The following is a 23,816-nucleotide window of genomic DNA, read 5'->3' as shown; positions in this document are numbered from 1 at the left end:
TAAGGATATATTCATAGGAAAATTAACACATAAGAAGAATAGTACAGTTTTAGCTGTTTTACATCGAGGCTTAAAACACTATTGTTCTTAATAAAGAAAAGTAAGTTGAAAAGGTGGTTCAATGACAAATTACTCAAAAAGGAACTTTGAAAATCAACAACCTGCCAAAGAGATAAATTTAAAAGAACTGATCGGAATCATTAGTAGGCGTATCTGGATCGTCATTATTGTCACACTCTTATTCATACTGGCAGGATATTTGAAAACTTTAACAACAACCCCTCTTTACCAGGCATCTACGAGAATTATTATTGAAGCCAATCAAGATAAAATGAAAACTCTTCAAGTCATAATAAAAGATACAACAGTTTTACAGAAAGTTATCGATGAAATGGAATTACCGCTATCACCAGAAGCATTGGCTGGGTCTATAAACGTAACCAGTGTAGAGGAATCAGAAGTAGTCAGTATCAGCGTCACATCATCCAATCCTTATACAGCTGCCGATATCGCCAATACGACGGCGAGAGTATTTAAAAATGAGGCTCCTAATATAGTGGACTTTAAAAAAATACGAAACTTGTCCCCGGCTAAGGTAAACTTAGTGCCCATTAACGGAGACAATAATGGAACAATTATAAAAAGCGGAATTATAGGTTTATTTTTGGGCATCGGGCTGACATTTTTATTGAATTCATTGGATTATACAATTCGTAACGAGCAAGAAGTAGAGGATATCATAGGTTTTCCAGTTATAGGACATGTATCTAAAATGAATAAAAAGAATTCGAATGTCAGTAAAAACAATATAAAAAAAATTAAAGAAGTGCAACAAGCTAAACATTCAAAAGAAACAAGAGCAGAATTGTGAGGTGGTTTGAATGACGATGAATAAACAAAAAATCGGGGATAGACTAAAGAAAAGGAATCTTGTAGCTTTTTCAAGTCCGGATTCTTTTATCTCCGAACAATATAGAACGATTCGAACAAATATTAAGTTTTCCTCCGTATCGAAAAAACGGAATATCATCATGATAACCTCTCCATCATCTGGAGAAGGTAAATCAACCACTGCTGCAAATCTAGCTGTTTCAATGGCCCAAAACAAAGAAAAGGTTTTACTGATAGATGCTAATTTAAGGAATCCTGCAATTCACTCGATTTTTAAGATTCCAAATAAAGTAGGATTGACAAATATTTTATCTGATTCAAATTTCACATCTCTTGAAAAGGCTGTATACAGGACGGGAATGGGTGATTTAGATGTTTTGACAAGTGGGCCTATACCCTTCAATCCAGGCGAAATAATAGGGTTGCCAATCATGCAGGACTTCCTTGTTAAGTGTGAAGAGCAATACGATATTGTTCTGATAGACTCCCCATCAATATTGGAGGTTACAGACACAAAAATTTTGGCCAATTATTGCAATGGGATCATTCTGGTGTTCAATAACGGCAAAACAGAGTTAAAAAAAGCTTTAGCTACAAAATGAATCCTTCAATTTGTTGAAGAAAAGATTGTAGGAGTCGTTTTAAACGATAATCCAGAAAATCTCTTTACCAATTTATTGAAGAAAATCCTATAAAGACGAAAAAATTTTTATAGTAATGTTCTTTATTGCGAACAAAAATAAAATTAATAAAGTATTTGGTGATGTCTCCTTGCCATTATAAACGGAGGCACTCGATCATGCTGTGGGTTTAATAGACCTTAGACGCCAGTCGTCAAGAGTGTGGGGTGAGGGAGGGTTAAATGCCCTATAATTCTATTAAAGTGCTAATGAATGCTGTCTTAATAAGACAGCATTCATTAGCACTTTATCATTTAATTCCGTTTAACTGTAACAATAAATTGATCTAAAAGGGGGGAAAGTATTGACATATCAGCAAAGACTATCACTTTTTATATTAATAGATTCATGTATTGTCTTATCAGCTATTTTTTTAGGGCGATTTTTAGTAGATGCCAGTATTTATGTTTTTACTATTCCGATTGTGCTCAGCTCTGTTACGATTCTCCTCAGCCATCATATTTTTGCTATTACCTTTCATCTATATAAAAAAGCATGGGAGTATGCGAGCATAGGTGAATTAGTCATTATATTCAAAACTGTTACGGTATCCATTTTTATTACATCAATCGTACAGGCAATCCTTTTTCAAGATGTATATTATCGGTTGTTGGCGGTAACTTGGTTACTTCACATGCTATTGATAGGCGGATCAAGATTTTGTTGGAGGATGTTTAGAGATCAATACTTAATCAAATATGAAAATAAGAAAAGAACGTTAATAATAGGGGCAGGTTCAGCAGGTACGATGGTTGCCCGGCAATTATTAAAGAATAATGATGTGGATTTATTACCAGTAGCATTTATTGATGATAACGTACGAAAACATAATCTTGATATTTTAGGCATACCTGTTGTGGGAGGAGTGGGCAAAATTTCCGGAAAAGTTGAAGCATTGAATATCGAACATATTATCATTGCCATTCCTTCATTGAATAAACAGGAAATGAATCGAATTTTCCATGAATGTGCAAAAACAAATGCTAAGACACAAATCCTCCCAATGTTAGAAGATTTATTAACAGGAAAGCTTTCAGTCAATAAATTTAGAGATGTACAGGTTCAAGATCTTCTTGGAAGAGAACCTGTAGAATTAGATATTGATGTAATTTCAGAGTATGTAACCGAAAAGGTAATTCTAGTCACTGGGGCTGGAGGTTCAATTGGATCAGAAATTTGCCGCCAAATTTCTAAATTTAATCCATCAAGGTTAATTTTACTCGGTCATGGTGAAAACAGTATTTATACAATAGAAATGGAGTTGAAAGAAACATATAAAAACAAAAAAATCGAGTTTTTAACAGAAATTGCTGATCTTCAAGATCAAAAAAAAATGCTGGCTGTTATGGCAGAATATCAACCAGATGTCGTTTATCATGCAGCAGCACATAAACATGTACCATTGATGGAGCGAAACCCTGAAGAAGCCGTCAAAAATAACTTAATAGGTACAAGGAATGTTGCCAATGCGGCTAGCTGGAGCGGAGTAAAGACTTTTGTGATGATATCCAGTGATAAGGCAGTTAACCCTACCAGTGTTATGGGCTCCACAAAAAGGCTAGCGGAAATGACGATTCAACAAATAAATAAAGAAAGCAAAACGAAGTTTGTAGCCGTTCGTTTTGGGAATGTGCTGGGGAGCAGAGGAAGTGTCATCCCGCTATTCACCAAACAAATTGAAAAAGGCGGGCCAGTCACAGTGACACATCCTGATATGATTCGTTATTTCATGACTATCCCTGAAGCTTCAAGACTTGTCATCCAAGCGGGGGCGTTAGCACAAGGCGGGGAGATTTTTGTACTTGATATGGGCCATCCAGTGAAGATTGTAGATTTGGCGAAAAACTTGATTAAACTCTCCGGACATTCTGAAGATGATATATCAATAGAATTCACGGGAACAAGACCAGGTGAAAAACTATTTGAAGAGCTGTTGAATCAAGATGAAATTCATGAAAAACAAATATATCCAAATATTTACATAGGAAAGACAGGGAATTTATATTCAAAGGAGATTGAAGATATTATAAACAGTTATCCTGATATGGATAAAGAATCACTAAGAAAAAAACTTGTAGATCTGGCGAATGAGCGTGACACTGCCCCTTTACTTGTGCAAGTTTCCAACTAAACAACTAAACGATAATTAAGATCTTATATATAAGAAAATATTGCTGCACGAAACATGGAATGAGACAAGGAACAGGATATCGAAAGGATAGTGAATGATGGAGAAGAAAGTCCTATTTTGTGCAACAAAGGATTATCATTTTGAAGCGTTTCACTTGCCATATTTTAAATGGTTTAAAGAGCAAGGGTATAAGGTTCATACAGCAGCACATGGTGATTTGAATCTCCCATTTGTTGATAAAAAGCACGTTATTCCCATTCAGAGGTCTCCATTTAAAAAAGAAAACATTATGGCATACAAAGAATTAAAGTACATCATCGATAACAATAATTTTCAAATCATTCATTGTCATACGCCAATGGGGGGAGTTCTAGGCAGACTTGCTGGTCGGAAAGCGAGAGAACGTGATACAAAAATGCTATATACGGCACACGGCTTCCATTTTTTCAAAGGCGCTCCTATCCTAAACTGGCTAGTCTACTATCCCATTGAAAAATTTTTAGCAAGAATGACAGATTGTTTGATTACGATCAATAGTGAAGATTTTCAAATTGCCATAAAAAGAAACTTCAGGGCACATGAGATTACTCATATCCTTGGTGTTGGAGTTGATACAAATCAATATCATCCTGTCTCCACAAATAAGAAAACTGAACTAAGGTTAGAAAAAGGGTATTGTGAAGAGGATTTCCTTATGTTTTATGCAGCCGAGTTCAATAAAAACAAAAACCAGCAACTATTGCTTCGAGCTTTTTCCTTGATAAAAGAGGAGGTTTCAAATGCAAGGTTACTATTGGCCGGAGATGGACCATTATTAGAAGAATGCAAGATGCTTGCAGATTCTTTAGGAATTAGAAATAGGGTTGATTTTCTTGGTTTTCGGAAAGATATTGATGAATTATTAAAAATCAGTGATCTCGCTGTAGCGTCAAGTTTGAGAGAAGGACTACCGGTAAATATCATGGAAGCAATGGCTTGTGGGCTGCCAATAATAGCTAATGAAAATAGAGGCCATAGGGAGTTGGTCTTCAATGGTCAAAATGGGTGGTTAATTGGCAGGAATGATGAAAAATCATTTTCTGAAAAGGTCATAAAAATTGCTGGAAATATGGGTATGAGAAAAATGCTTGGTGAAAGTAGCTATAAAATGGTTGAAAGGAAATATAGTACAAAAAAAATCTTGGAAGCTAAAAGCCAACTTTATAAATCATACATGGAAGATACGGAGGAAAGAGTATGGGGAATCCACTAAGGATCCTGCATGTTGTCGTTAATATGAATAGGGGCGGAGCGGAAACCTTGATCATGAACTTGTATCGCAATATGGACCGCTCGAAAATTCAATTTGATTTTCTTACATCCAAAGAAGGCGTATTTGATGATGAAATCGTAAAACTTGGCGGTAAGATTCATAGAATTCCTTATATTTCTGATGTAGGTCACTTTGCTTATAAAAAACAGTTAGATGGATTCTTTAGGAAAAATCATTCCTATAAGGTCGTTCATGCCCATATGGATAAAATGAGCGGAATCGTTCTTCAAGCAGCTAAAAAAGCAGGAATTCCAAAAAGAATTTCACATAGTCATAACACCCAAAGTGAAGGTGGCTTAGCTTCCAGGATTTATAAATGGTATGCAGGGACATTGATCCTGCCCAATGCTACAAATTTATTAGCTTGTTCTAGACAGGCAGCACAGTGGTTATTTAAAGATAAGACAAATAATGCCAATATTTTAAAAAACGGCATTGAATACCAATTATTTTCTTTCTCACCTGAGACAAGATGTAAATTAAGAAAAGAATTAAATATCGAAAGTGATGCATGTGTTTTAGGACACGTTGGAAGATTTGCTCAACAAAAAAATCATGCTTTGTTGATTGATATCTTTGCAAATTTTATTAGAGAAAAGGAAAACTCCTACTTGATTTTAGTCGGAGATGGGCCATTGAAACCAGAAATCTTAGCAAAGGTTAAAGCTCATAAATTAGAAGAAAAAGTTAAATTCCTTGGGATACGGAGTGATATAAATCAAGTCCTACAAGCCTTCGATGTTTTTGTCTTTCCTTCTTTACATGAAGGATTGCCGGTTTCACTTATCGAAGCTCAGGCAGCTGGACTGCCTTGCTTAATCTCGGACCAAATTTCCAAAGAGGTAGATTTGGGTATCAATCTTATTAAATTTCTGCCCATTACCAGTAAATCAGAATGGACCTCCCATTTAATGAAATTAACTACTAACAATACGAAAAGAAGTATACAACCGGATTCATTATCCAAACAGGGGTATTCGATAAATGAAACAGCCAATGAACTAAAAGATTTTTATATATCAATGTCAGGGTGAATCATATGAAAACTTTAACAGTGTTTACACCAACCTATAATAGGGCTTATTGTCTAGAAAAATGTTATAAGAGCTTAGTACGTCAAAACAATAAAGATTTTATTTGGTTAATTATTGATGATGGATCAACAGATAATACAAAAGAAATGGCACATCATTGGATTCAGGAAAAGAAAATTGATATTAAGTATTACTGGCAAGAAAATCAAGGAATGCATGGTGCACATAATACAGCCTATAAAATAATTGAAACGGAATTGAATGTTTGTATTGATTCCGATGACTATATGGCGGATGGGGCAGCAGAAAGTATCCTTTCATTTTGGAGAAAGCATGGTAACGAAAATGTAAGTGGAATAGCAGCTTTAGATGCAACAATTGATCATCAAATTATAGGGTCAAGGTTACCTGAGAAATTAAAAAGTTCTACATTGTTTGATCTCTATAACAAATATGGTGTAACAGGAGACAAGAAATTGGTTTATCGAACAGAATTGACGAAGCAATATCCCTATCCTGTTTTTAAAAACGAGAAATATGTAGGGCTAGCATATAAATACTATATGCTGGATAAGAAATATGAATTGTTACTGATGAATGAAGTGCTGTGTCATGTTGAATATCTTCCTGATGGATCCTCTCGAAATATGTATAACCAATATCTTAAAAATCCTAGAGGCTTCTCATTTTACCGGAAAGAGCTTATGAAGTTACCTTTTGGAGGGAAGCTTTTCAAATATAAGCAAGCCATTCATTATGTATCAAGCAACCTACTAATGAAAAACCCGAAGCTGTTCATTGAAACTCCTAAGAAAGCACTCACTGTTTTGGCCTTTCCATTAGGCATACTTTTATATGCTTTGATCATCAGTAAAACAAGGACTAGGTTAATTGAAAGGAATTAATGTTAAATGACCATACTTTGGATCAATCTCGCCATCGTATTTATTTTTTCATATTTAGGTAGGTATTTTTCAACATATTCACTTATAACACCGACTGGATTATATGACTTTAAACCGAATAAGATGTTGGTTTTTTTAGCTGCTGTATGTTTAGTATGTGTTTCGGGACTCAGGACAAATATTGGTGATACTTTCAATTATAAAAATATTTATATCGAAAATGACTTTACTTGGGAGTATATATCTTCACAAAAGGATATGGGATTTGGCATTCTGCAGATGTTATTAAAGAAATTCTCGGATGACCCTCAGATACTGATTTTTACAACTGCTATGATCACAAATGTTTTAATTGTCATGGTTTTATATAAATATTCACGACTTTTTGAACTAAGCACCTTTGTATATATTACAGGTGGTTTGCATTTAGTATCAATGAATGGAATACGGCAAGTGCTTGCAGCTGCCATTATTTTTACAGCTACCAAATATTTATTAAACGGAAATTTTGTGAAATACACATTAATTGTACTAATTGCATCTACATTTCACCAAAGTGCTCTTATCCTTATACCCATTTATTTTTTAGTTAGAACAAAAGCTTGGACAAAGTCCACTATTGCCTGGTTATCTTTTTCGGTCATTGTCGTTTTGGGTTATGAACAATTCTCTTCCTTATTATTTTCAGCTATCGAGGACTCACAATATAGTGACTATTCTAAATTTAATGAAGGGGGAGCTAATATACTCAGAGTAGCTGTAAGCGCCGCTCCCTTAGTTATTGCATATTTAGGTAAAGATAAACTTCGTGAAATATTTCCAAAAAGTGACTATATAGTAAATATGGCATTGTTGGGTCTGATTTTTATGATTGTTTCAACTCAACAATGGATATTTGCAAGGATTTCCATCTACTTTAATTTATATCAACTCATTCTGATTTCCTGGCTTATTGAGCTATTCAGTAAGAAAGATCAAAAACTATTATATTATTCAATAATTGCTTTATTTTTTGTTCTTTATTTTTATGAAAATGTTACCAGTTTGAATATTTTGTATAAAAGTGAAATATTAGAAAACCTATTTTGACGGAAGGGGGGAAATATATTGGTTAAATTAAGTGCTCCTTTGAGAATATTACATATTGTCAGTGCAATGGATCGTGGCGGGGCAGAAACAATTATTATGAATATATATAGAAATCTGGACAGAGAGAAGATTCAATTTGACTTTGTTACCCATTCAAATAAGAAAGAAGATTTTGAAGATGAAATTATTGGTTTAGGTGGAAAACTGATTAAAATACCAAGCTTAGGTAAAGTTGGTCCAATATCCTATCTTAAAGAACTAAATAGAATTATGTCTTCCAACCCTTACCAAGCTGTTCATGCCCATACGGATTATCAAGCAGGCTTTCCAGCATTAGCAGCAAAGATAGCAGGGATTAAAATAAGGATCTGTCATTCACACAGTAATAATTGGGCAAAAGGAAACCATTTCAAAGAAAGATTTACGCTTAAGCTCCTTCAAACAATCATGAAAATTTCTGCTAATAGATTTTGCGGATGTAGTCCTGAGGCCGCTCAATTCATGTTTGGTAAACAAAGAGTAAAAAATGGAAAAGTCACGATATTAAAGAATGGAATAAATGTAAACGACTTTACTGAAACAAATGTAAATTGTAAGGATAGTATCATTAGAGAGTTTGGTTTAAACGAAGATGTAAAAATCATTGGACATGTGGGGCGGTTTTCGGAGTCGAAAAACCACCTTTTTATTTTGCAATTTTTAAATACATTATTAAAGAAAGATAGAAGGTTTTTTGCCCTTTTAATCGGAGATGGTCCTTTAAGACTGGAAATAGAGCAAAAAGCAGAAGCGTTAGGAATTCAAGAAAATATCAAGTTCTTAGGTGTAAGAACGGATATTCCTAGATTAATGAAAGCTTTTGATGTTTTCATATTCCCATCATTATTCGAAGGCTTTGGAATTGCTGCATTAGAAGCACAAGGATCTGGAACGCCTTGCATTATGTCGGATACTTTACCAAAAAGTATAGATATGGACCTGGGCTTAGCATCATTTATTAGTTTGCAGGAGCCACTAGATGTTTGGTGTAACGAAGTAATTAGATCCTTATTGATCGATACACCTGACAATGAAACTATTAAAAGAAAAATATCGAATAAGGGTTATGATATACATGGGAATGTTAGGGATTGGTTAAGGCTATATGATGTTTCCTGAAAAAGAGGTTTTTACGATGAAGAAAAAGATTTTGATCACATCTTTTGACTTGGCAATCGGAGGAGTCGAAAGAAGTCTAATAGGATTGTTAAATCAAATCGATTATGCTAAATACGATGTCGATTTATTATTATTTAAACATGAAGGAGAATTCCTGTCATATATCCCGGACGGTCCCAATTTATTACCGGAAGAACCTTCGTATACAACCTTTAGAAAATCAATTCAACAAATAGTAAAAGAGGGTTTTTATCCTATCGCTATCTCTAGAGTCATCGCAAAGTATTCAGGTGTAGTACATGGAAAAGTAAAAAAGGTTGAAGAACCAGGTTATTTATCCATTCAGTACGGTTGGGAGCTAACTACCCGTCATTTACCAAATCTTAATAAAGAATATGATGTTGCCATAGGTTTTTTATGGCCGCATCACTTTATCGGGGATAAAGTCAAAGCCAAGAAGAAAATCGGTTGGATTCATACCGATTATTCCAATATTTATGTGAATAAGAAAATAGAGAAGAAAATGTGGGGGAAAATAGATGATATTGTAGTGGTTTCTGAAGAATGTTCACAAACTTTTTTAGATGTTTTTCCTGACTTCAAGGAAAAAACAACCGTAATCGAAAATATTCTTTCTCCAGATTTTGTTAGAGAACAAGCAAAGGCAGATATTCCAAAAGAAATCATTAATTTGCCTGGAAAAACCATATTAGTAACAGTGGGACGTTTAACACATGCAAAAGGTTTAGATGAAGCAATAAGAGCTTGTAAAAAACTAATAGACGAGGGATTTGACATTCAGTGGTATGTGGTAGGTTATGGACCTCTCGAAAACGAGTTAAGAAATTTAATAAAGAAATTAGGAGTAGAAAAGCAATTTATATTATTAGGGAAGAAAACCAATCCATATCCATATATTGCAGCTTGTGATATTTATGTTCAACCCTCACGCTATGAAGGTAAAGCAGTAACAATACGAGAAGCACAAGTACTAGGTAAACCAGTTGTAATAACCAATTTCCCTACCGCAAAAAGCCAAGCGGATAATGGGTTTGATGCTTTAATTACAGAGTGCGGTCAGGATGGAATTGCCAGAGGGATTGCAAAAATGATTGTAGACGATGAATTTAGGGGGGCAATAGTTTCGAACGTACTTTCAAAGGATTATGGCAATGAAAATGAAATTAATAAAATCTATGGATTAATTAACAATTAAATTTAAATGAAAGTGAGGGAAACTAATAAATGGCAATACTGGTCACCGGCGGAGCTGGATTCATCGGCAGCCATACATGCATAGAGCTCTTGAATGAAGGTTATGAGATTATTGTGGTAGATAATTTTTCTAATAGTAAACCCGAATCGCTAAAACGTGTTTGTGAAATAACAGGAAAATCCATCATGATTTATCATTTAGATCTTTTAGATTCGCAATCTTTAGAAAAAGTGTTCCTAGTAAATCAAATTGATGCAGTTATCCACTTTGCCGGACTTAAAGCGGTAGGTGAATCTGTTAAAGAATCTTTGAAATATTATAAAAACAATATCACTACGACCATTATAATTTGTGACCTTATGCAAAAATATAGTGTGAAAAAACTGGTATTTAGCTCATCTGCCACTGTATATGGATTGCCGGATACAGTTCCAATATCAGAAGGATTTCCCTTAAAAGCTTTGAATCCATATGGCAGGACAAAATTAATGGTCGAAGAAATTCTTCAGGACATATATATTTCAGACAATGAATGGAGCATTACAATCCTGAGATATTTCAATCCAATAGGGGCACATGAAAGCGGTATGATAGGTGAAGATCCAAGCGGAACCCCTAATAACTTAATGCCATATATCACTAAAGTGGCCGTAGGTCAGTTAAATGTACTTAATATTTTCGGGAATGGTTATTCAACGAAAGATGGGACAGGTGTAAGAGATTATATACATGTAGTTGATCTTGCAAATGGCCATGTAGCAGCACTGGATAAAACTATAAAATCCACCGGTGTTAATATTTATAATCTTGGAACCGGAATAGGATACAGCGTTTTAGAAGTAGTGTCAGCTTTTGAATCAGCAACAGGAGTGAAAATCCCCATTAACATTACACATCCCAGGCCGGGAGATGCCGCCATTTGTTATGCAGACCCTAAGAAAGCGGAAAAAGAATTAAACTGGATTGCAAAGAAAAGCATTCACGATATGTGTGAGGATTCTTGGAGATGGCAATCACGTAATCCTGATGGATATAAAATAAATGAAGAATTGGAAAATCCCCGCTTAATACAAAGCGAGGATTTTTTAATACCAAATAATTAGAAAAATGGTGTAAAGGATGAGCAAAAAAGCAAAGAAGGAACATTTTAAAGATATTTTATTAGTTGCCTACAACTTGGGTAATCAATCAGATATGAAAGTATCTATTATAATAGAAGAAATCAAACAAAAAATTGTCATGACAAATGGTAAATAAAAAGCACGGAAGTGAAAATTATGAAAAGAATAATTGATTTTTTAATTTCATTTATTTTATTGGGTATCCTAAGTCCAATAATGGTGATACTAGGAATTTTAATAAAGTTTAACCTTGGAACGCCTATACTTTTTAAACAAACAAGACCAGGTTTTAATGGAAAGCCTTTTACCCTTTATAAATTTCGTTCCATGAATAATCAAACCGATGAACACGGTATACCTCTTCCTGACCATTTGAGATTAACCAGATTTGGAAATACGCTTAGAAAGTTAAGTCTAGATGAATTGCCACAGTTAGTTAATGTTGTTAAAGGTGATCTTAGTTTAGTCGGACCACGTCCTTTATTAATGGAATACCTTCCTTTATATAACGACGATCAAGCTAAACGTCATGATGTTCGTCCTGGTATAACTGGTTGGGCACAAGTAAATGGTAGAAATGCGATATCATGGGAAGAAAAATTTATATTGGACGTTTGGTATGTAAATCATCAATCATTTTTACTCGATTTTAAAATATTATTACTCACGATAGTAAAAGTGGTTAGATCTGAAGGAGTAAATTCAGGGACAAATGAAACCATGCTTCCCTTTAGAGGATCTGATAATCAGGAAAGAGAGGGGCAGGGATGAAAATTGTATTAATTGGGGAAGGCGGTCATAGTAAAGTTATAAAGGATATGATTGATAGAGCTGATGGTTACGAATTAATTGGATATCTAGACGATAAATATGATGGAACAATCGTGAAAAGTCATCTGTTTTTTGCACCGCTTTCAATCGTATCCGATTTATTAGAGCAATTCAAGGATATAAAATTCATTGTTGCAATAGGTAATAACCATATTCGTAAAAAAGTTGTAGAGGAATTGAATATACCTGATTCTTATTATGTATCGGTGATTCACCCTTCTTCCATTATTAGTCCAAGCATAAAGATAGGAGTTGGGACAGTAGTCATGCCATCAACTGTCATCAATGCTGATGCTAAAATTGGCCGTCATTCAATCATCAATACAGCTTCAGTCATAGAACATGATAGCGAAATAGGTGATTTTGTACATATATCACCCCATGCGACATTAACTGGTGCCGTAAAAGTAGATGAAGGGACTCATGTAGGTGCCGGTTCTACACTGATACCAAATGTGAATATCGGAGAATGGTCCGTGATTGGTGCTGGAGCTACTGTTATAAATAACATTCAATCCCATAGTTTAGCAGTCGGAACCCCTGCAAAAATGAAAAAAATAGGTATAGGAGATGTGTAGAAATGCTAAATGCAACAAGCAAAAAAAGAATTTTACTATCATCTCCCCATATGAGCGGAAATGAAGAAAAGTATATTAAAGAAGCATTTCAAACAAATTGGATTGCACCGCTGGGGCCAAATCTGGATGCTTTCGAAAAAGATATAGCCAAATATGTAGGAGTCAAAGAAGTGCTTGCAGTCAGCTCAGGAACTGCCGCAATTCATTTGGCTCTTTCTTTATTGAGTGTGAGAAAAGATGATACTGTTTTTTGCTCTAGTCTTACCTTTGTGGCAACCGCCAATCCGATTCTTTATTTAAATGCACAACCTATTTTCATAGATTCTGAACCAGAAACTTGGAATATGTCTCCTAATGCTTTAGAAAGAGCATTAAAAGAAGCTGCTAATGCCGGCAAACTCCCTAAAGCCGTCATAATAGTTAATCTATACGGTCAACCAGCTAAAATGGATGAACTAGTAACTATTTGTAATCAGTATGAAGTCCCGATCATCGAAGATGCAGCCGAGTCATTAGGTGCCACTTATAAAGGAAAAGCGAGTGGGACATTTGGGGAATTCGGAATTTACTCATTCAATGGAAATAAAATCATCACAACCTCTGGTGGCGGAGCGGTAATTTCTAACGATACTAATGCAATACAACGAGCTCGGTTTTTAGCTACTCAAGCTAAAGATGTTGCTCCTCATTATCAGCATAGTGAGGTTGGTTACAATTACCGTATGAGTAATATTCTTGCTGGAATTGGAAGAGGGCAATTAGAGGTATTGGAGGAAAGAGTAAAAGCAAGGAGAGCGGTTTATGATTTATATTATCAGCAATTGGCTGATTTACCTGGTTTAAAATTCATGCCCGAATTAGAAAATACCCGTTCAAACAGATGGTTGACCGCATTGACCATAAATGAAGCTGAATTTGGAATTTCCATAAAAAAATTATTACAGGATCTACAGGAAAAAAATATTGAGGCTAGACATGTTTGGAAGCCGCTACACATGCAACCTATTTTTAAAGGGTATGTCTATTACCCTCATTATAGAGAAACGAGCGTTTCTGAACAGTTATTTTTTACAGGGATCTGTTTACCATCCGGATCAAACATGAGTCGGGATGATCAAATGAGAGTCATCAATTCAATAAAAAATGCTATAAATGAAGGAATTGATAACACCCATCCATCCAAAGGGAATCCAGTTGGAAATGGGTAAAAAAGGATGAAGAGGTAATCAAATGATTGGAAAAAATATTGCAGAATTGCGTAAGAAAAGAGGATATACGTTATCTGAATTGGCTGAACAGGCAAATATATCGAAGTCTTATCTAAGTAACATTGAGCGCAATCTAAATCGCAATCCCTCACTTCACATTATGGAAAAAATTGCGCATGTATTGAATGTCGATTTTGTTTCACTTCTACAAGAGACTACAAAGGTCGCTCCAAATTATTTAGAAAAAGAATGGATTGAATTTGTTCAAGAACTAAAAAGGAATGGTCTTGAGAAAGAACATATTCCTCAGTACAAACCATTAATTGATTTTATAAAATGGCAAAATAACACATCCAATAAATGAGATAAAGCTTTCATAAAAGTTAGGTGGTTACAATGATAATGTTACCGAAAGTGAGTGTTATTGTACCTATTTTCAACGTGGAAAAATACTTAACAAGGTGTATTGATAGTATCGTCAATCAAAGCTTCACTAATCTTGATATAATATTAGTTGATGATGGTTCACCCGATAACTGTGGAAAAATCGCAGATGATTATGAAAAAAAGGACTCCCGAATTCAAGTAATTCATAAAAAAAATGGAGGACTATCCGATGCTAGAAACTACGGGATGAGAATAGCTACAGGTGAATTAACTATTTTTGTAGATAGTGATGATTGGTTGGAGCTTAATATGATTGAAGAACTTGTCCGTACGAGTTTAACATTTAAAGCAGATATAGTTCAATCTGCTTTTTATTATGCCCATGAAGATCATTTAATTTTTGATAATAGATATTTTACCAAAGATGCCCCCCCATTAATATTAGACAATCAATCATTAATGGCTGAGTTAGTCATTAATGAAAGAGTGAAGAATTTTGCATGGGGGAAGCTCTATAGGACCAGCATTATAAAGGATATACCTTTCAAAAAGGGCGTTTTATTCGAGGATGTATTTTGGGCTCATCATGTTATGCAGCGAGTCAATTCTTATGTAATTGTTCATAAACCCTTGTGTTACTATTTTCAAAGAGATGACAGCATCGTTGCCTCTTATACCACAAGGAACTTGGATATTATACAAGGGTTAAAAGAAAGACATAGTTTTATAGAAGAATTTTATGAAAACTTGGCCAATGATTCGTACCAATCTCTTCTAAAGAATATTCTCATTCATTATAATCTCCTTTTAGCTAACCGATCAAAAGACAAAGGCGGATTGTTAAGGAAAGATCTTCAAAACTATTTAAAGACTCATTATCGTGAAATTAATGAAGCTGTTTCGTATAATCGCCAATTACAAACTCAATTACATCTCTTTAACATACACCCTTATCTGCATACTTTATATTTGGCTGTAAACAAATTTTTTAGATTGGCAGGGTTTCATGCAAAGTCTCCTAAACTAGAACGTATAAATTTATCAAACAACATAAAGGGGATTCCTGAATAATGGGTACACTATGGCTAGTTCTAAAAAAAAGAATCACTTTTCTTCTTATTCATTTATTAAATCTGCTTCCTGTTAAAAAAAATAAGATATTTCTTTATAGTTATTATGGCAGCCAATATGGGTGTAACCCTAAATATATTACTGAATATATACTAAAACATTACCCTCAAGACTATTTCGATCTAGTCTGGGCTTTTAATGACTTAGAATCTAAAACAGAAATAACAAACATCAGAAAAGTTAAAACCATGACTTTTAAGTATTTTTATGAATTATGTACTTCTAAGATAATCATAACTAATTATAGAACTAATGAATTCTTCATAAAAAGGAAAAATCAATACTACATTCAAACTTGGCACAGTTCCTTAAGGTTAAAACAAATTGAAAAAGACGCTGAAGAAAATTTACCAGAACAGTATATTCAAATGGCTAAAAAGGATTCTTTAAAATGTGATTTACTATTATCCGGGTGTCACGATAGTACGGAAATTCTCAAAAGAGCATTTTGGTATAATGGAGAAATTTTCAAAAAGGGTATACCAAGAAATGATTTCCTTTTTCATTCCGATCCTAAACAAAAACAAGGAATATTGACTAAACTAGGCATTCCAGAAGGAACTAAAGTAATTTTATATGCTCCTACTTTCAGAAAAGGCAACAGCACTGAAATTTATAACCTTGACTACTCAAGTACCCTAAAAACTTTGAAAGAAAAGTTCAGTGGTAATTGGGTTTTTTTAGTTAGACTACATCCTCATTTACTCTCTGAAGCGCATAAATTAATAAAGGGTGAAAATGTTATGGATGTAACAGCATATGACGATATTCAAGAACTATTATCTATATCAGATATTCTAATTTCGGACTATTCATCCATGATTTTTGACTTTTCAATCACGAAACGGCCATGTTTTTTATATGTGCCAGATTTATTGGAATATACAAACACGGATCGAAAACTGTACTATGACATTTCAGATTTACCGTATATTAGTTCAGCCAATAATGCAGATTTAAATATGGAAATTTTACAATTTAATACTGAAATGTATGAAAACGAATTGAGCGGCTTTCTTGAACGAATTAAAACATATGAAGATGGTAAAGCAAGTGAAAGTTTATTAAATCATATAGAAAAAATTTGCTTTAATAAACCAGGAGGGAAAATTGATGAATCAATACAAAATAGGTTATACAACAGGAGTGTTTGATTTATTTCATGTTGGGCACCTTAATATTTTGAAAAAAGCAAAAGAAAACTGTGAATACCTTATTGTTGGCGTAAGTACAGATGAACTTGTGATGGAATATAAAAGTCAACAGCCTGTAATCCCTCATAATGAAAGAATGGAAATCATAGCAGGTATAAAATATGTAGATAAAGTAGTTTCTCAAACGAATCGGGATAAGTTTACTGCATGGGAAAGCCTTCAATTCAATCGGATGTTTGTAGGGGATGATTGGAAAGGTGACCCTCTATTCAATGAATTGGAAATGAAATTTAAACAGGTGGGTGTAGACATCATCTATTTCCCTTATACGAAGGGAGTCTCCACATCAATTGTCAAAGAGAAAATTAAACTATAGGAACTAACTTTACCTATTTATAACTATGATAATTATTTAAGTGAATATTTAAAATAGTATAATTTCATAGTCTTTAACTAAGGCGAAGTATTTTTGTAAACGATGGATCTAAAGATAGATATTTTCAAAAAAGAATCAGTTAGATTAAAAATAAAATTAGGCAAAGTATAACAAAAGTAAAATATATATAATTCTATATTTATATATATTTTATTAAAATTATTAAAAGAGAAGTGAGAAAAATGAAAAAAAACCTTCTATTTGTAATTGATTCTTTGGATTGTGCTGGTGCAGAAAAAAGCTTAGTTTCTTTATTTTCACTATTAGATTACTCAGAGTATTCGGTAGACTTAATGTTATTTGCGCATGATGGAATTTTAATAAAATCAGTACCTAGAGAAGTAAATATATTAGAACCTCTAACTTATACAAAATTTTCAAACCTTAGTTTATCATCAGCATTCAAATACTCATTAGGAAAATTGAATTTCAAGATGATATCTTCCAGATTGAAATATTCATATAAAATCCGTCGTAAACATTTTAACAATCCTCAAAAGGCTAGGATTTTTTGGCAATCCGTTAGTGATGTCATTGAACATAATACTAAAGTGTATGATTTTGCTATAAGTTACGCACAAGGTGTACCCACTTTTTATGTTGCTGAAAAAATAAAAGCAAAGAAAAAATTTGCATGGGTAAATGCAATTTACCGATTAGATGAAGTAGAGAAGAACTTTCAACAGAAATATTATGATCAATTTGATAAAATAATCGCGGTTTCTGAAACGGCAAAAGAGGTTTTTATTGAAACATTTAATCAATACAAATTAAATACTGAAGTAATTTATGATATTAATAATGCGAATTTAATTATGGAAATGGCTGAAATGGGAAAAAGTTACGAGGATGGTTTTAAGGGAATAAGAATACTTACTATCGGAAGACTTGCTAAACAAAAGGGATATGATATTGCATTAGCAGCTTGTAAAACACTAAAAGAAAGTGGAGTGAATTTTAGGTGGTATGTTTTAGGGAAAGGACCATTAAGAGATGAAATGGAAGAACAGATTGCAAAGGAGGGGTTAAATGATCATTTCAGATTATTAGGGGTTGAAGCGAACCCATATCCCTTCATTAAAGATGCAGATATATATGTACAAACATCTCGATTCGAAGGTTTTGGCTTAGCAATTGCTGAAGCAAGAATGCTAAATACACCAGTAGTCACAACGCGATTTGATGCTGTTTACAATCAAATGATAGATAAAAAAAATGGTTTAGTTGTTGATATGGACTCTAATGCGGTTAGTGAAGGTATACGTACTTTGATTAAAGAAGAAAAGTTAAAAGAAAAAATCATTAACTATCTTAGAACAGAAAAAAAAGGAAATGTAGAGGAAATGGAAAAGATATACAATTTAATAGGATAACATCATATTCGAAGGAGTCAATCCATGAATAAAAAAATATTATTTATGTTAATAAATTTGAATATTGGGGGAACTGAAAAGGCTTTGCTAAATATGATTTCAGAACTTAAGAAAAATAAATATGATATTACTATCTTAATGTTAGAAAAATACGGGGGCTTTTTAAATTATCTTCCTGATGGAGTTCGAGTTGAAATCGTGCCAGAATATAAACACATTAAAAATTCACTGAATACCCCATTACATAAGTATGCTTTAGATCTTTTTAAAGAGGGGCATCTCATTAAATCTTTTGTTTTAATGTTTTTTTACTTAATATCAAAGGTTTCGAAGGAAAGAAGTTTATATTATAAATATATTTTAAGAGGATTTCCAGTTGTAGAAGATGAATACGATATAGCGGTAGCTTATGCAGGTCCAATGGATTTCATAAGCTATTTTGTTATTAATAAAATAAATGCCCAAAAAAAAATCCAATGGATTCATTTTGATGTTAGTCAGATAGGTTTTAATAAATTTTTTGCGTCTAAGGTTTATAAAAAATTCGATAAAATTTTCGTCGTATCTAAAGAGGGCAGAAAACATTTAGTTAGCATCCTTCCTTCTATAAAAGAAAAGACAGAAGTTTTTTCAAATTTACTTTCACAAGAGTTAATTAAATTTCAAGCTGAAAAAGGAAGAGGATTCACTGACGAATTTGAAGGGGTAAGAATTTTAACAGTTGGTAGACTTTCATTCGAAAAAGGTCAAGATATAGCAATACAAGCTTTAACTAGGTTAATTCAAAATGGATATAAAGCGAGGTGGTATTGTGTTGGAGAAGGTAATTCAAGATTGAATTTTGAAAAACTAATACAGAAGAATAACGTTTCAGAACATTTTATTTTATTAGGATCTGATCCAAATCCTTACCCATATATAAAAAATTGTGATATCTACGTTCAACCGTCTAGACATGAAGGTTATTGTATTACCCTTGCTGAAGCAAGATGCTTAAATAAGCCTATCATAACTACAAGTTTTACCGGAGCAAAGGAACAAATAAAAAATGGCGTAACTGGTGTAATCGTTAACTGTGATGAAGATGAAATATATCAAGCAATTGTAACGTTGATAAATGAAACAAATAGATGCAAAAAACTCATAGAGAATTTGTCTGCAGAAACAATAGATACGAAAAATGAGATAAAGAAAATAGTGAATATATAATATCAAATAATTCATTAAAGAATTTTTGAAATATTTCAGAATATCGGTGAAAAAATGAAAAAAATCTTAATTATGTTGAGTAGTATGAATATAGGTGGAGTAGAAAAATCCCTACTATCTTTTCTGTCAGTTTTTCCAAAAGAAAATTATGAAGTAACGATCTTACTTTTAGAGAAAAAAGGTGAGTTTTTAAATTATCTACCAGATTGGGTAAAAGTAGAGGAGGTTAATTGGTATAAATATATCAAGCCAATAATTACGCAACCTCCTCAAATGACAGTAAAAACTTACATTCATAATAAAAATTTTTTTGAACTTTTGATTTTTTTATTTAGCTATTATCTGGACAAAAAGTTCAATCAAAGGTATTTCTACTACAAAAATATTTTTCGAAATGTTCCCAATCATAATGATTACTATGATGTAGCTATCTCTTATCAAGGACCAACAGATATTAATGATTATTACATTATAAATAAAGTGAAAGCAAAAAAGAAAATATCATGGGTTCACTTTGATATTTCCAATCATCAAATTAATGATAGGTTCTACAAAAAAATTTATAAAAAGTTCAGTAAAATTTATGTCGTATCAAAAGAGGCTAGGAATGAATTAACTAAAAAATTCCCATATTACAAATCAAAAACAAGTACATTTTTGAATATTATCTCAAGTAAAGTAATTAAAGAAATGTCGGAAAAGGAAGAGTATTTAGATCGGTCTTTTTCTGGTATAAAGATTGTCACTGTTGGGAGACTTTCAAAAGAAAAAGGCCAAGATATTGCTATATCTGTTTTATCACGATTAAGAAAAAATGGATATGATGTGAGGTGGTATTGCATTGGGGAAGGAAATTATAGAAAAGAACTCGAAACATTAATTACTGAATACAAAGTAAAACATGATTTCATTCTTTGTGGTTCAACAACTAATCCTTATCCTCAGATATCAAAGGCAGATATTTATGTACAGCCTTCTCTACATGATGGGTACTGTCTAGCTTTAACAGAAGCAAAAATATTAAATAAACCAATAGTAGCAACAAATTTTGTGGGAGCTATTGAACAAATTGTCGATGGAAAGACTGGGGTAATAGCTAATTGTAATGAAGAAGATTTATTCGAAAAAATAAAATACTTAATAGATCATAAGGATAAAAGGAACGAGTTAAGTAAAAATTTATCAAATCAGCATTTCGATACGAGACGTGAAATTGAAAAGCTAATTGCATATATAAAGTAAAGAGGAATTATAAATTGATACATGAACAGTATTATAGTACCTCTTAATTATTGAATCTTACTCCCAGCAATGAGTAAATTCTAGTTAGAACAAGCTGCTTTTTAATTTGTGAATAAAAAATAAATGTGTTATCACTAATAAAATATTTTTTCAGAAAACTGAAAAAATAAACTGATATAGAAAAGCTACTATTAACATGGACCAGAATAAAATTTTTTTAAAATAAACTTTTGAACGGCTATCATAAATCTTGAATTAAATGAGGAAATAAAATGAGAACCATTCTTTCAATGAAAAATATATCAATAGGCATTCTTTCTCAAATAATAATCATTTTACTAGGATTTATCTCAAGGAAAGTTTTTCTAGATAGCTTAGGAATAGATTATTTAGGAATTGATGGATTATTAACCAATGTTTTATCTGTTATTGCGCTAATTGAAAGTGGTATAGGTATTAGCATTGTTTATTATTTATATAAACCTCTTTCAGAAAATGATCAGAAAAAAATTATTTCACTCATTCAATTATATAAAAAAGTTTATAGAGTATTAGCTATAATCGTTCTAATATTGGGTCTTTGCTTATATCCACTTATGGATAACCTTGTTAAAGGTGGGGAATCTATAACTAACTTCACGATAATATACTATATTTTTATAGCTAAAAATATAGTTTCCTTTTTGAACGCATACAAATTAGCCTTGATAAATGCAGATCAAAGAGGCTATGTAATCGCAAAAACTAACCTAGTTTTTCAGATATTGACGACAATTGTCAAAATAATAATCTTAGTTTTAACCAATAACTATATACTTTATTTGTCTCTAGAATTATTATTATTTATAATTCAAAATATTGTGAATGGAAACATTGTGAATAAAAGATACTCATATATTCTAACAAAAAAGAAGTATCCTATTGACATTGAGACGAAAGGGAATTTAATCACGAATGTAAAAGCTATGTTTTTACATAACATCGGTGGTTTTTTAGTATTTGGTACTGATAATATACTAATTTCTTCATTGGTTAGTATCACGATGGTTGGAATTTATTCTAACTACTTAATGATAACACAACAACTAGCAGCTTTAGTAAACCCAATCTTAGGTGGAATTGGAGCCAGCGTGGGTAATTTAATAGCAACAGAAAGTAACGAGAAAAATTACTCTATATTTAAAGTTTCATATTTGGTTAATTTTTGGATTTATTCATTATGTGTTATTTTTTTATATAATTTATTAGAACCGTTTATTTCTTGGTGGCTTGGGAGTCAATATTTATTTAATAATAATGCATTTATTCTAATATTAATCAATTTTTATTTAGCAGGAATGCGAACAACTATTTCTACTTTTAAAATTAAGGCAGGTTTATTTGTTCAAGATAAGTATATCCCATTATTAGAAGGTGGTATAAATTTATTAGCTTCTATAATCTTAAGTAACTATTTTGGTTTAGCAGGGATATTTATGGGAACCACAATAAGTACTATTTTAACTATTTTTTGGACTCAGCCCATAATCGTATATAAATACCTTTTCAAGAAACCCGTTAACTCATATTTCCTTATTTATTTATATTATGTAATCTTAACAGTAGTGGCATGTAGTATAACAACTTTTATTTGTAATATATTAATAGAAGGCATGGGTATATTGCCTCTAATATTTAAAGGGATAATTTGTTTAATAGTTCCAAATATAATTTATTTTTTACTGTTTTACAGAAACAAAGAGTTTCAATATATATTCATGTTGCTTACAGACATAATAAAAAGTAAAATTCATTCAAAAGGACAAACTAAAATAATTTAGCGGGAAACACGGTTTAAAATCATACTCAAGCCTAACTTAGCAAAGGAGTTTTTATTTTGAGACTTGCATTTATATCTGATATACATGGGAATGCCATAGCATTAGAGACAGTATTGAATAATATTAACAAACAAAATGTGGATAAAATTATTGTTCTTGGTGATCTTTGTTTTCGCGGACCTGAACCAAAGCGATCACTTGACCTAGTGCGTTCTTTAAAGACATCTGTAATTAAAGGGAATGCAGATGAATGGGTAGTTCGGGGTATAAATGAAGGAGAGGTACCTCAACAGGTGTTGGAAATTATGAACACAGAAGTAAATTGGACAAACTCTAAACTCACATCTGAAGATAAAGAGTACTTAAAAAATCTACCTTTAAAACTAAACTTAGAATATGAAAATATTAAAATTCATGCGTTTCATGCAACTCCAGATGATTTATTCGAAGTAGTTTTGCCCTCAGAAAGTGATGAAACTATAAATGAAAAATTAATAAAAAATAATTCAGCCGATATATTCATTTATGCTCATATTCATAAACCATACATCAGATATATAGAAGGTAAGTGCATTATAAATATTGGTAGTGTTGGTTTACCATTTGATGGACTAAGAAAATCATCATATGCATTACTTAATATTGAAAAAGATAGTTTTGAAGCATCTATTATTAGAGTTGATTATGATGTTCAGGAAGTTATTCAACAGTATGAAATTTTGGATTATCCTAATAAGAAATTAATGAGCAGTATTGTGTTGAATGGGAAAATTTAATCATAAAAGTATTAAAAAATCGTTCATGTAAAAATAATCCATCTAACACAAGAGAGATGGATTATTTTATATTTATCGACTTCAAATTATTATCTGAAATTCCATCTTGGAGAACAACCCATCGAATAAAACCT

At 32.4% G+C, this 23,816-nt stretch carries 23 protein-coding genes; all 23 read left to right on the top strand.

Translation table 11 applies throughout. From position 1 onward, the window contains the following. The first annotated feature begins 121 nt into the window (after nt 1–121). Complete coding sequence (locus ABC374_RS11980) at nt 122–871, top strand: YveK family protein (RefSeq protein WP_413017955.1); 750 nt, start codon at nt 122–124, stop codon at nt 869–871. A gap of 16 nt (nt 872–887) precedes the next feature. After that, complete coding sequence (locus tag ABC374_RS11975) at nt 888–1,493, top strand: CpsD/CapB family tyrosine-protein kinase (RefSeq protein WP_413017953.1); 606 nt, start codon at nt 888–890, stop codon at nt 1,491–1,493. A gap of 382 nt (nt 1,494–1,875) precedes the next feature. Next, a complete protein-coding gene (locus tag ABC374_RS11970; RefSeq protein WP_413017951.1) occupies nt 1,876–3,702 on the top strand; it encodes a polysaccharide biosynthesis protein in 1,827 nt (608 codons plus the stop codon). A gap of 94 nt (nt 3,703–3,796) precedes the next feature. Beyond that, on the top strand, nt 3,797–4,954 hold the full coding sequence (locus ABC374_RS11965; RefSeq protein WP_413017949.1) for a glycosyltransferase family 4 protein: 1,158 nt from the start codon (nt 3,797–3,799) through the stop codon (nt 4,952–4,954). After that, nucleotides 4,939–6,048 (top strand): glycosyltransferase family 1 protein, encoded by a 1,110-nt coding sequence (locus tag ABC374_RS11960; protein WP_413017947.1) that lies wholly within the window; start codon nt 4,939–4,941, stop codon nt 6,046–6,048. Before ABC374_RS11965 ends, ABC374_RS11960 begins: the two co-directional genes overlap by 16 nt. 5 nt (nt 6,049–6,053) lie before the next feature. After that, nucleotides 6,054–6,953 carry a glycosyltransferase family 2 protein gene (locus ABC374_RS11955; protein ID WP_413017945.1) on the top strand — a complete coding sequence of 300 codons (900 nt, stop codon included), beginning with the start codon at nt 6,054–6,056 and terminating at the stop codon, nt 6,951–6,953. Between the two features lie 6 nt (nt 6,954–6,959). Next, nucleotides 6,960–8,042 (top strand): EpsG family protein, encoded by a 1,083-nt coding sequence (locus ABC374_RS11950; RefSeq protein ID WP_413017943.1) that lies wholly within the window; start codon nt 6,960–6,962, stop codon nt 8,040–8,042. Nucleotides 8,043–8,060: 18 nt separating this feature from the next. After that, nucleotides 8,061–9,200 carry a glycosyltransferase family 1 protein gene (locus ABC374_RS11945; protein ID WP_413017941.1) on the top strand — a complete coding sequence of 380 codons (1,140 nt, stop codon included), beginning with the start codon at nt 8,061–8,063 and terminating at the stop codon, nt 9,198–9,200. A 16-nt stretch (nt 9,201–9,216) separates the two neighbouring features. Beyond that, nucleotides 9,217–10,416, top strand: a complete 1,200-nt coding sequence (locus ABC374_RS11940; protein WP_350298873.1) for a glycosyltransferase — start codon at nt 9,217–9,219, stop codon at nt 10,414–10,416. Nucleotides 10,417–10,445: 29 nt separating this feature from the next. Further along, on the top strand, nt 10,446–11,519 hold the full coding sequence (galE, locus tag ABC374_RS11935; RefSeq protein ID WP_413017938.1) for a UDP-glucose 4-epimerase GalE: 1,074 nt from the start codon (nt 10,446–10,448) through the stop codon (nt 11,517–11,519). Between the two features lie 16 nt (nt 11,520–11,535). Continuing rightward, complete coding sequence (locus ABC374_RS11930) at nt 11,536–11,673, top strand: YwzD family small protein (RefSeq protein WP_413017936.1); 138 nt, start codon at nt 11,536–11,538, stop codon at nt 11,671–11,673. Nucleotides 11,674–11,693: 20 nt separating this feature from the next. Further along, nucleotides 11,694–12,308, top strand: coding sequence for a sugar transferase (locus ABC374_RS11925; protein WP_413017934.1), 615 nt, complete (start codon nt 11,694–11,696; stop codon nt 12,306–12,308). Further along, nucleotides 12,305–12,946 (top strand): acetyltransferase, encoded by a 642-nt coding sequence (locus ABC374_RS11920; RefSeq protein ID WP_413017932.1) that lies wholly within the window; start codon nt 12,305–12,307, stop codon nt 12,944–12,946. Before ABC374_RS11925 ends, ABC374_RS11920 begins: the two co-directional genes overlap by 4 nt. A 2-nt stretch (nt 12,947–12,948) precedes the next feature. Continuing rightward, nucleotides 12,949–14,154, top strand: a complete 1,206-nt coding sequence (locus tag ABC374_RS11915) for a DegT/DnrJ/EryC1/StrS family aminotransferase (protein WP_413017930.1) — start codon at nt 12,949–12,951, stop codon at nt 14,152–14,154. Nucleotides 14,155–14,176: 22 nt separating this feature from the next. After that, nucleotides 14,177–14,518: a helix-turn-helix domain-containing protein gene (locus tag ABC374_RS11910; protein WP_350298867.1), complete on the top strand. Its 342-nt coding sequence runs from the start codon at nt 14,177–14,179 to the stop codon at nt 14,516–14,518. A 38-nt stretch (nt 14,519–14,556) separates the two neighbouring features. Further along, on the top strand, nt 14,557–15,612 hold the full coding sequence (locus tag ABC374_RS11905) for a glycosyltransferase family 2 protein (RefSeq protein WP_413017928.1): 1,056 nt from the start codon (nt 14,557–14,559) through the stop codon (nt 15,610–15,612). Then, nucleotides 15,612–16,826, top strand: coding sequence for a CDP-glycerol glycerophosphotransferase family protein (locus tag ABC374_RS11900; RefSeq protein WP_350298865.1), 1,215 nt, complete (start codon nt 15,612–15,614; stop codon nt 16,824–16,826). The genes ABC374_RS11905 and ABC374_RS11900 overlap by 1 nt, the downstream gene beginning before the upstream one ends. Then, nucleotides 16,786–17,202, top strand: a complete 417-nt coding sequence (locus ABC374_RS11895) for an FAD synthase family protein (protein ID WP_350298864.1) — start codon at nt 16,786–16,788, stop codon at nt 17,200–17,202. Before ABC374_RS11900 ends, ABC374_RS11895 begins: the two co-directional genes overlap by 41 nt. Nucleotides 17,203–17,444: 242 nt before the next feature. Further along, complete coding sequence (locus tag ABC374_RS11890) at nt 17,445–18,635, top strand: glycosyltransferase (RefSeq protein WP_413017925.1); 1,191 nt, start codon at nt 17,445–17,447, stop codon at nt 18,633–18,635. Between the two features lie 24 nt (nt 18,636–18,659). Then, entirely contained in the window at nt 18,660–19,844 is a 1,185-nt protein-coding gene (locus ABC374_RS11885; protein ID WP_350298862.1) for a glycosyltransferase, read from the top strand. A gap of 54 nt (nt 19,845–19,898) precedes the next feature. Beyond that, nucleotides 19,899–21,086 carry a glycosyltransferase gene (locus tag ABC374_RS11880; RefSeq protein ID WP_413017923.1) on the top strand — a complete coding sequence of 396 codons (1,188 nt, stop codon included), beginning with the start codon at nt 19,899–19,901 and terminating at the stop codon, nt 21,084–21,086. Between the two features lie 272 nt (nt 21,087–21,358). Continuing rightward, the gene (locus tag ABC374_RS11875; RefSeq protein ID WP_350298860.1) at nt 21,359–22,906 is read left to right on the top strand and encodes a lipopolysaccharide biosynthesis protein; all 1,548 of its coding nucleotides are present in this window, start codon (nt 21,359–21,361) and stop codon (nt 22,904–22,906) included. A gap of 56 nt (nt 22,907–22,962) precedes the next feature. Then, on the top strand, nt 22,963–23,682 hold the full coding sequence (locus tag ABC374_RS11870) for a metallophosphoesterase family protein (RefSeq protein ID WP_350298859.1): 720 nt from the start codon (nt 22,963–22,965) through the stop codon (nt 23,680–23,682). The last annotated feature ends 134 nt before the right edge of the window (nt 23,683–23,816 follow it).

It is taken from the genome of Peribacillus phoenicis (genome assembly GCF_047238085.1).
Taxonomy (GTDB): domain Bacteria; phylum Bacillota; class Bacilli; order Bacillales; family DSM-1321; genus Peribacillus.
Note: the sequence above shows the minus strand (reverse complement) of the source record. Positions and strands in the feature narration are given on the sequence as shown.

What these genes read in the sequence shown, in the direction of transcription:
- ABC374_RS11980 (WP_413017955.1), top strand. Translation starts at nt 122, where the DNA reads ATGACAAATTACTCAAAAAGGAACTTTGAAAATCAACAACCTGCCAAA.
- ABC374_RS11975 (WP_413017953.1), top strand. Translation starts at nt 888, where the DNA reads ATGAATAAACAAAAAATCGGGGATAGACTAAAGAAAAGGAATCTTGTA.
- ABC374_RS11965 (WP_413017949.1), top strand. Translation starts at nt 3,797, where the DNA reads ATGATGGAGAAGAAAGTCCTATTTTGTGCAACAAAGGATTATCATTTT.
- ABC374_RS11960 (WP_413017947.1), top strand. Translation starts at nt 4,939, where the DNA reads ATGGGGAATCCACTAAGGATCCTGCATGTTGTCGTTAATATGAATAGG.
- ABC374_RS11955 (WP_413017945.1), top strand. Translation starts at nt 6,054, where the DNA reads ATGAAAACTTTAACAGTGTTTACACCAACCTATAATAGGGCTTATTGT.
- ABC374_RS11950 (WP_413017943.1), top strand. Translation starts at nt 6,960, where the DNA reads ATGACCATACTTTGGATCAATCTCGCCATCGTATTTATTTTTTCATAT.
- ABC374_RS11940 (WP_350298873.1), top strand. Translation starts at nt 9,217, where the DNA reads ATGAAGAAAAAGATTTTGATCACATCTTTTGACTTGGCAATCGGAGGA.
- galE (WP_413017938.1), top strand. Translation starts at nt 10,446, where the DNA reads ATGGCAATACTGGTCACCGGCGGAGCTGGATTCATCGGCAGCCATACA.
- ABC374_RS11930 (WP_413017936.1), top strand. Translation starts at nt 11,536, where the DNA reads ATGAGCAAAAAAGCAAAGAAGGAACATTTTAAAGATATTTTATTAGTT.
- ABC374_RS11925 (WP_413017934.1), top strand. Translation starts at nt 11,694, where the DNA reads ATGAAAAGAATAATTGATTTTTTAATTTCATTTATTTTATTGGGTATC.
- ABC374_RS11920 (WP_413017932.1), top strand. Translation starts at nt 12,305, where the DNA reads ATGAAAATTGTATTAATTGGGGAAGGCGGTCATAGTAAAGTTATAAAG.
- ABC374_RS11915 (WP_413017930.1), top strand. Translation starts at nt 12,949, where the DNA reads ATGCTAAATGCAACAAGCAAAAAAAGAATTTTACTATCATCTCCCCAT.
- ABC374_RS11910 (WP_350298867.1), top strand. Translation starts at nt 14,177, where the DNA reads ATGATTGGAAAAAATATTGCAGAATTGCGTAAGAAAAGAGGATATACG.
- ABC374_RS11905 (WP_413017928.1), top strand. Translation starts at nt 14,557, where the DNA reads ATGTTACCGAAAGTGAGTGTTATTGTACCTATTTTCAACGTGGAAAAA.
- ABC374_RS11900 (WP_350298865.1), top strand. Translation starts at nt 15,612, where the DNA reads ATGGGTACACTATGGCTAGTTCTAAAAAAAAGAATCACTTTTCTTCTT.
- ABC374_RS11895 (WP_350298864.1), top strand. Translation starts at nt 16,786, where the DNA reads ATGAATCAATACAAAATAGGTTATACAACAGGAGTGTTTGATTTATTT.
- ABC374_RS11890 (WP_413017925.1), top strand. Translation starts at nt 17,445, where the DNA reads ATGAAAAAAAACCTTCTATTTGTAATTGATTCTTTGGATTGTGCTGGT.
- ABC374_RS11885 (WP_350298862.1), top strand. Translation starts at nt 18,660, where the DNA reads ATGAATAAAAAAATATTATTTATGTTAATAAATTTGAATATTGGGGGA.
- ABC374_RS11880 (WP_413017923.1), top strand. Translation starts at nt 19,899, where the DNA reads ATGAAAAAAATCTTAATTATGTTGAGTAGTATGAATATAGGTGGAGTA.
- ABC374_RS11875 (WP_350298860.1), top strand. Translation starts at nt 21,359, where the DNA reads ATGAGAACCATTCTTTCAATGAAAAATATATCAATAGGCATTCTTTCT.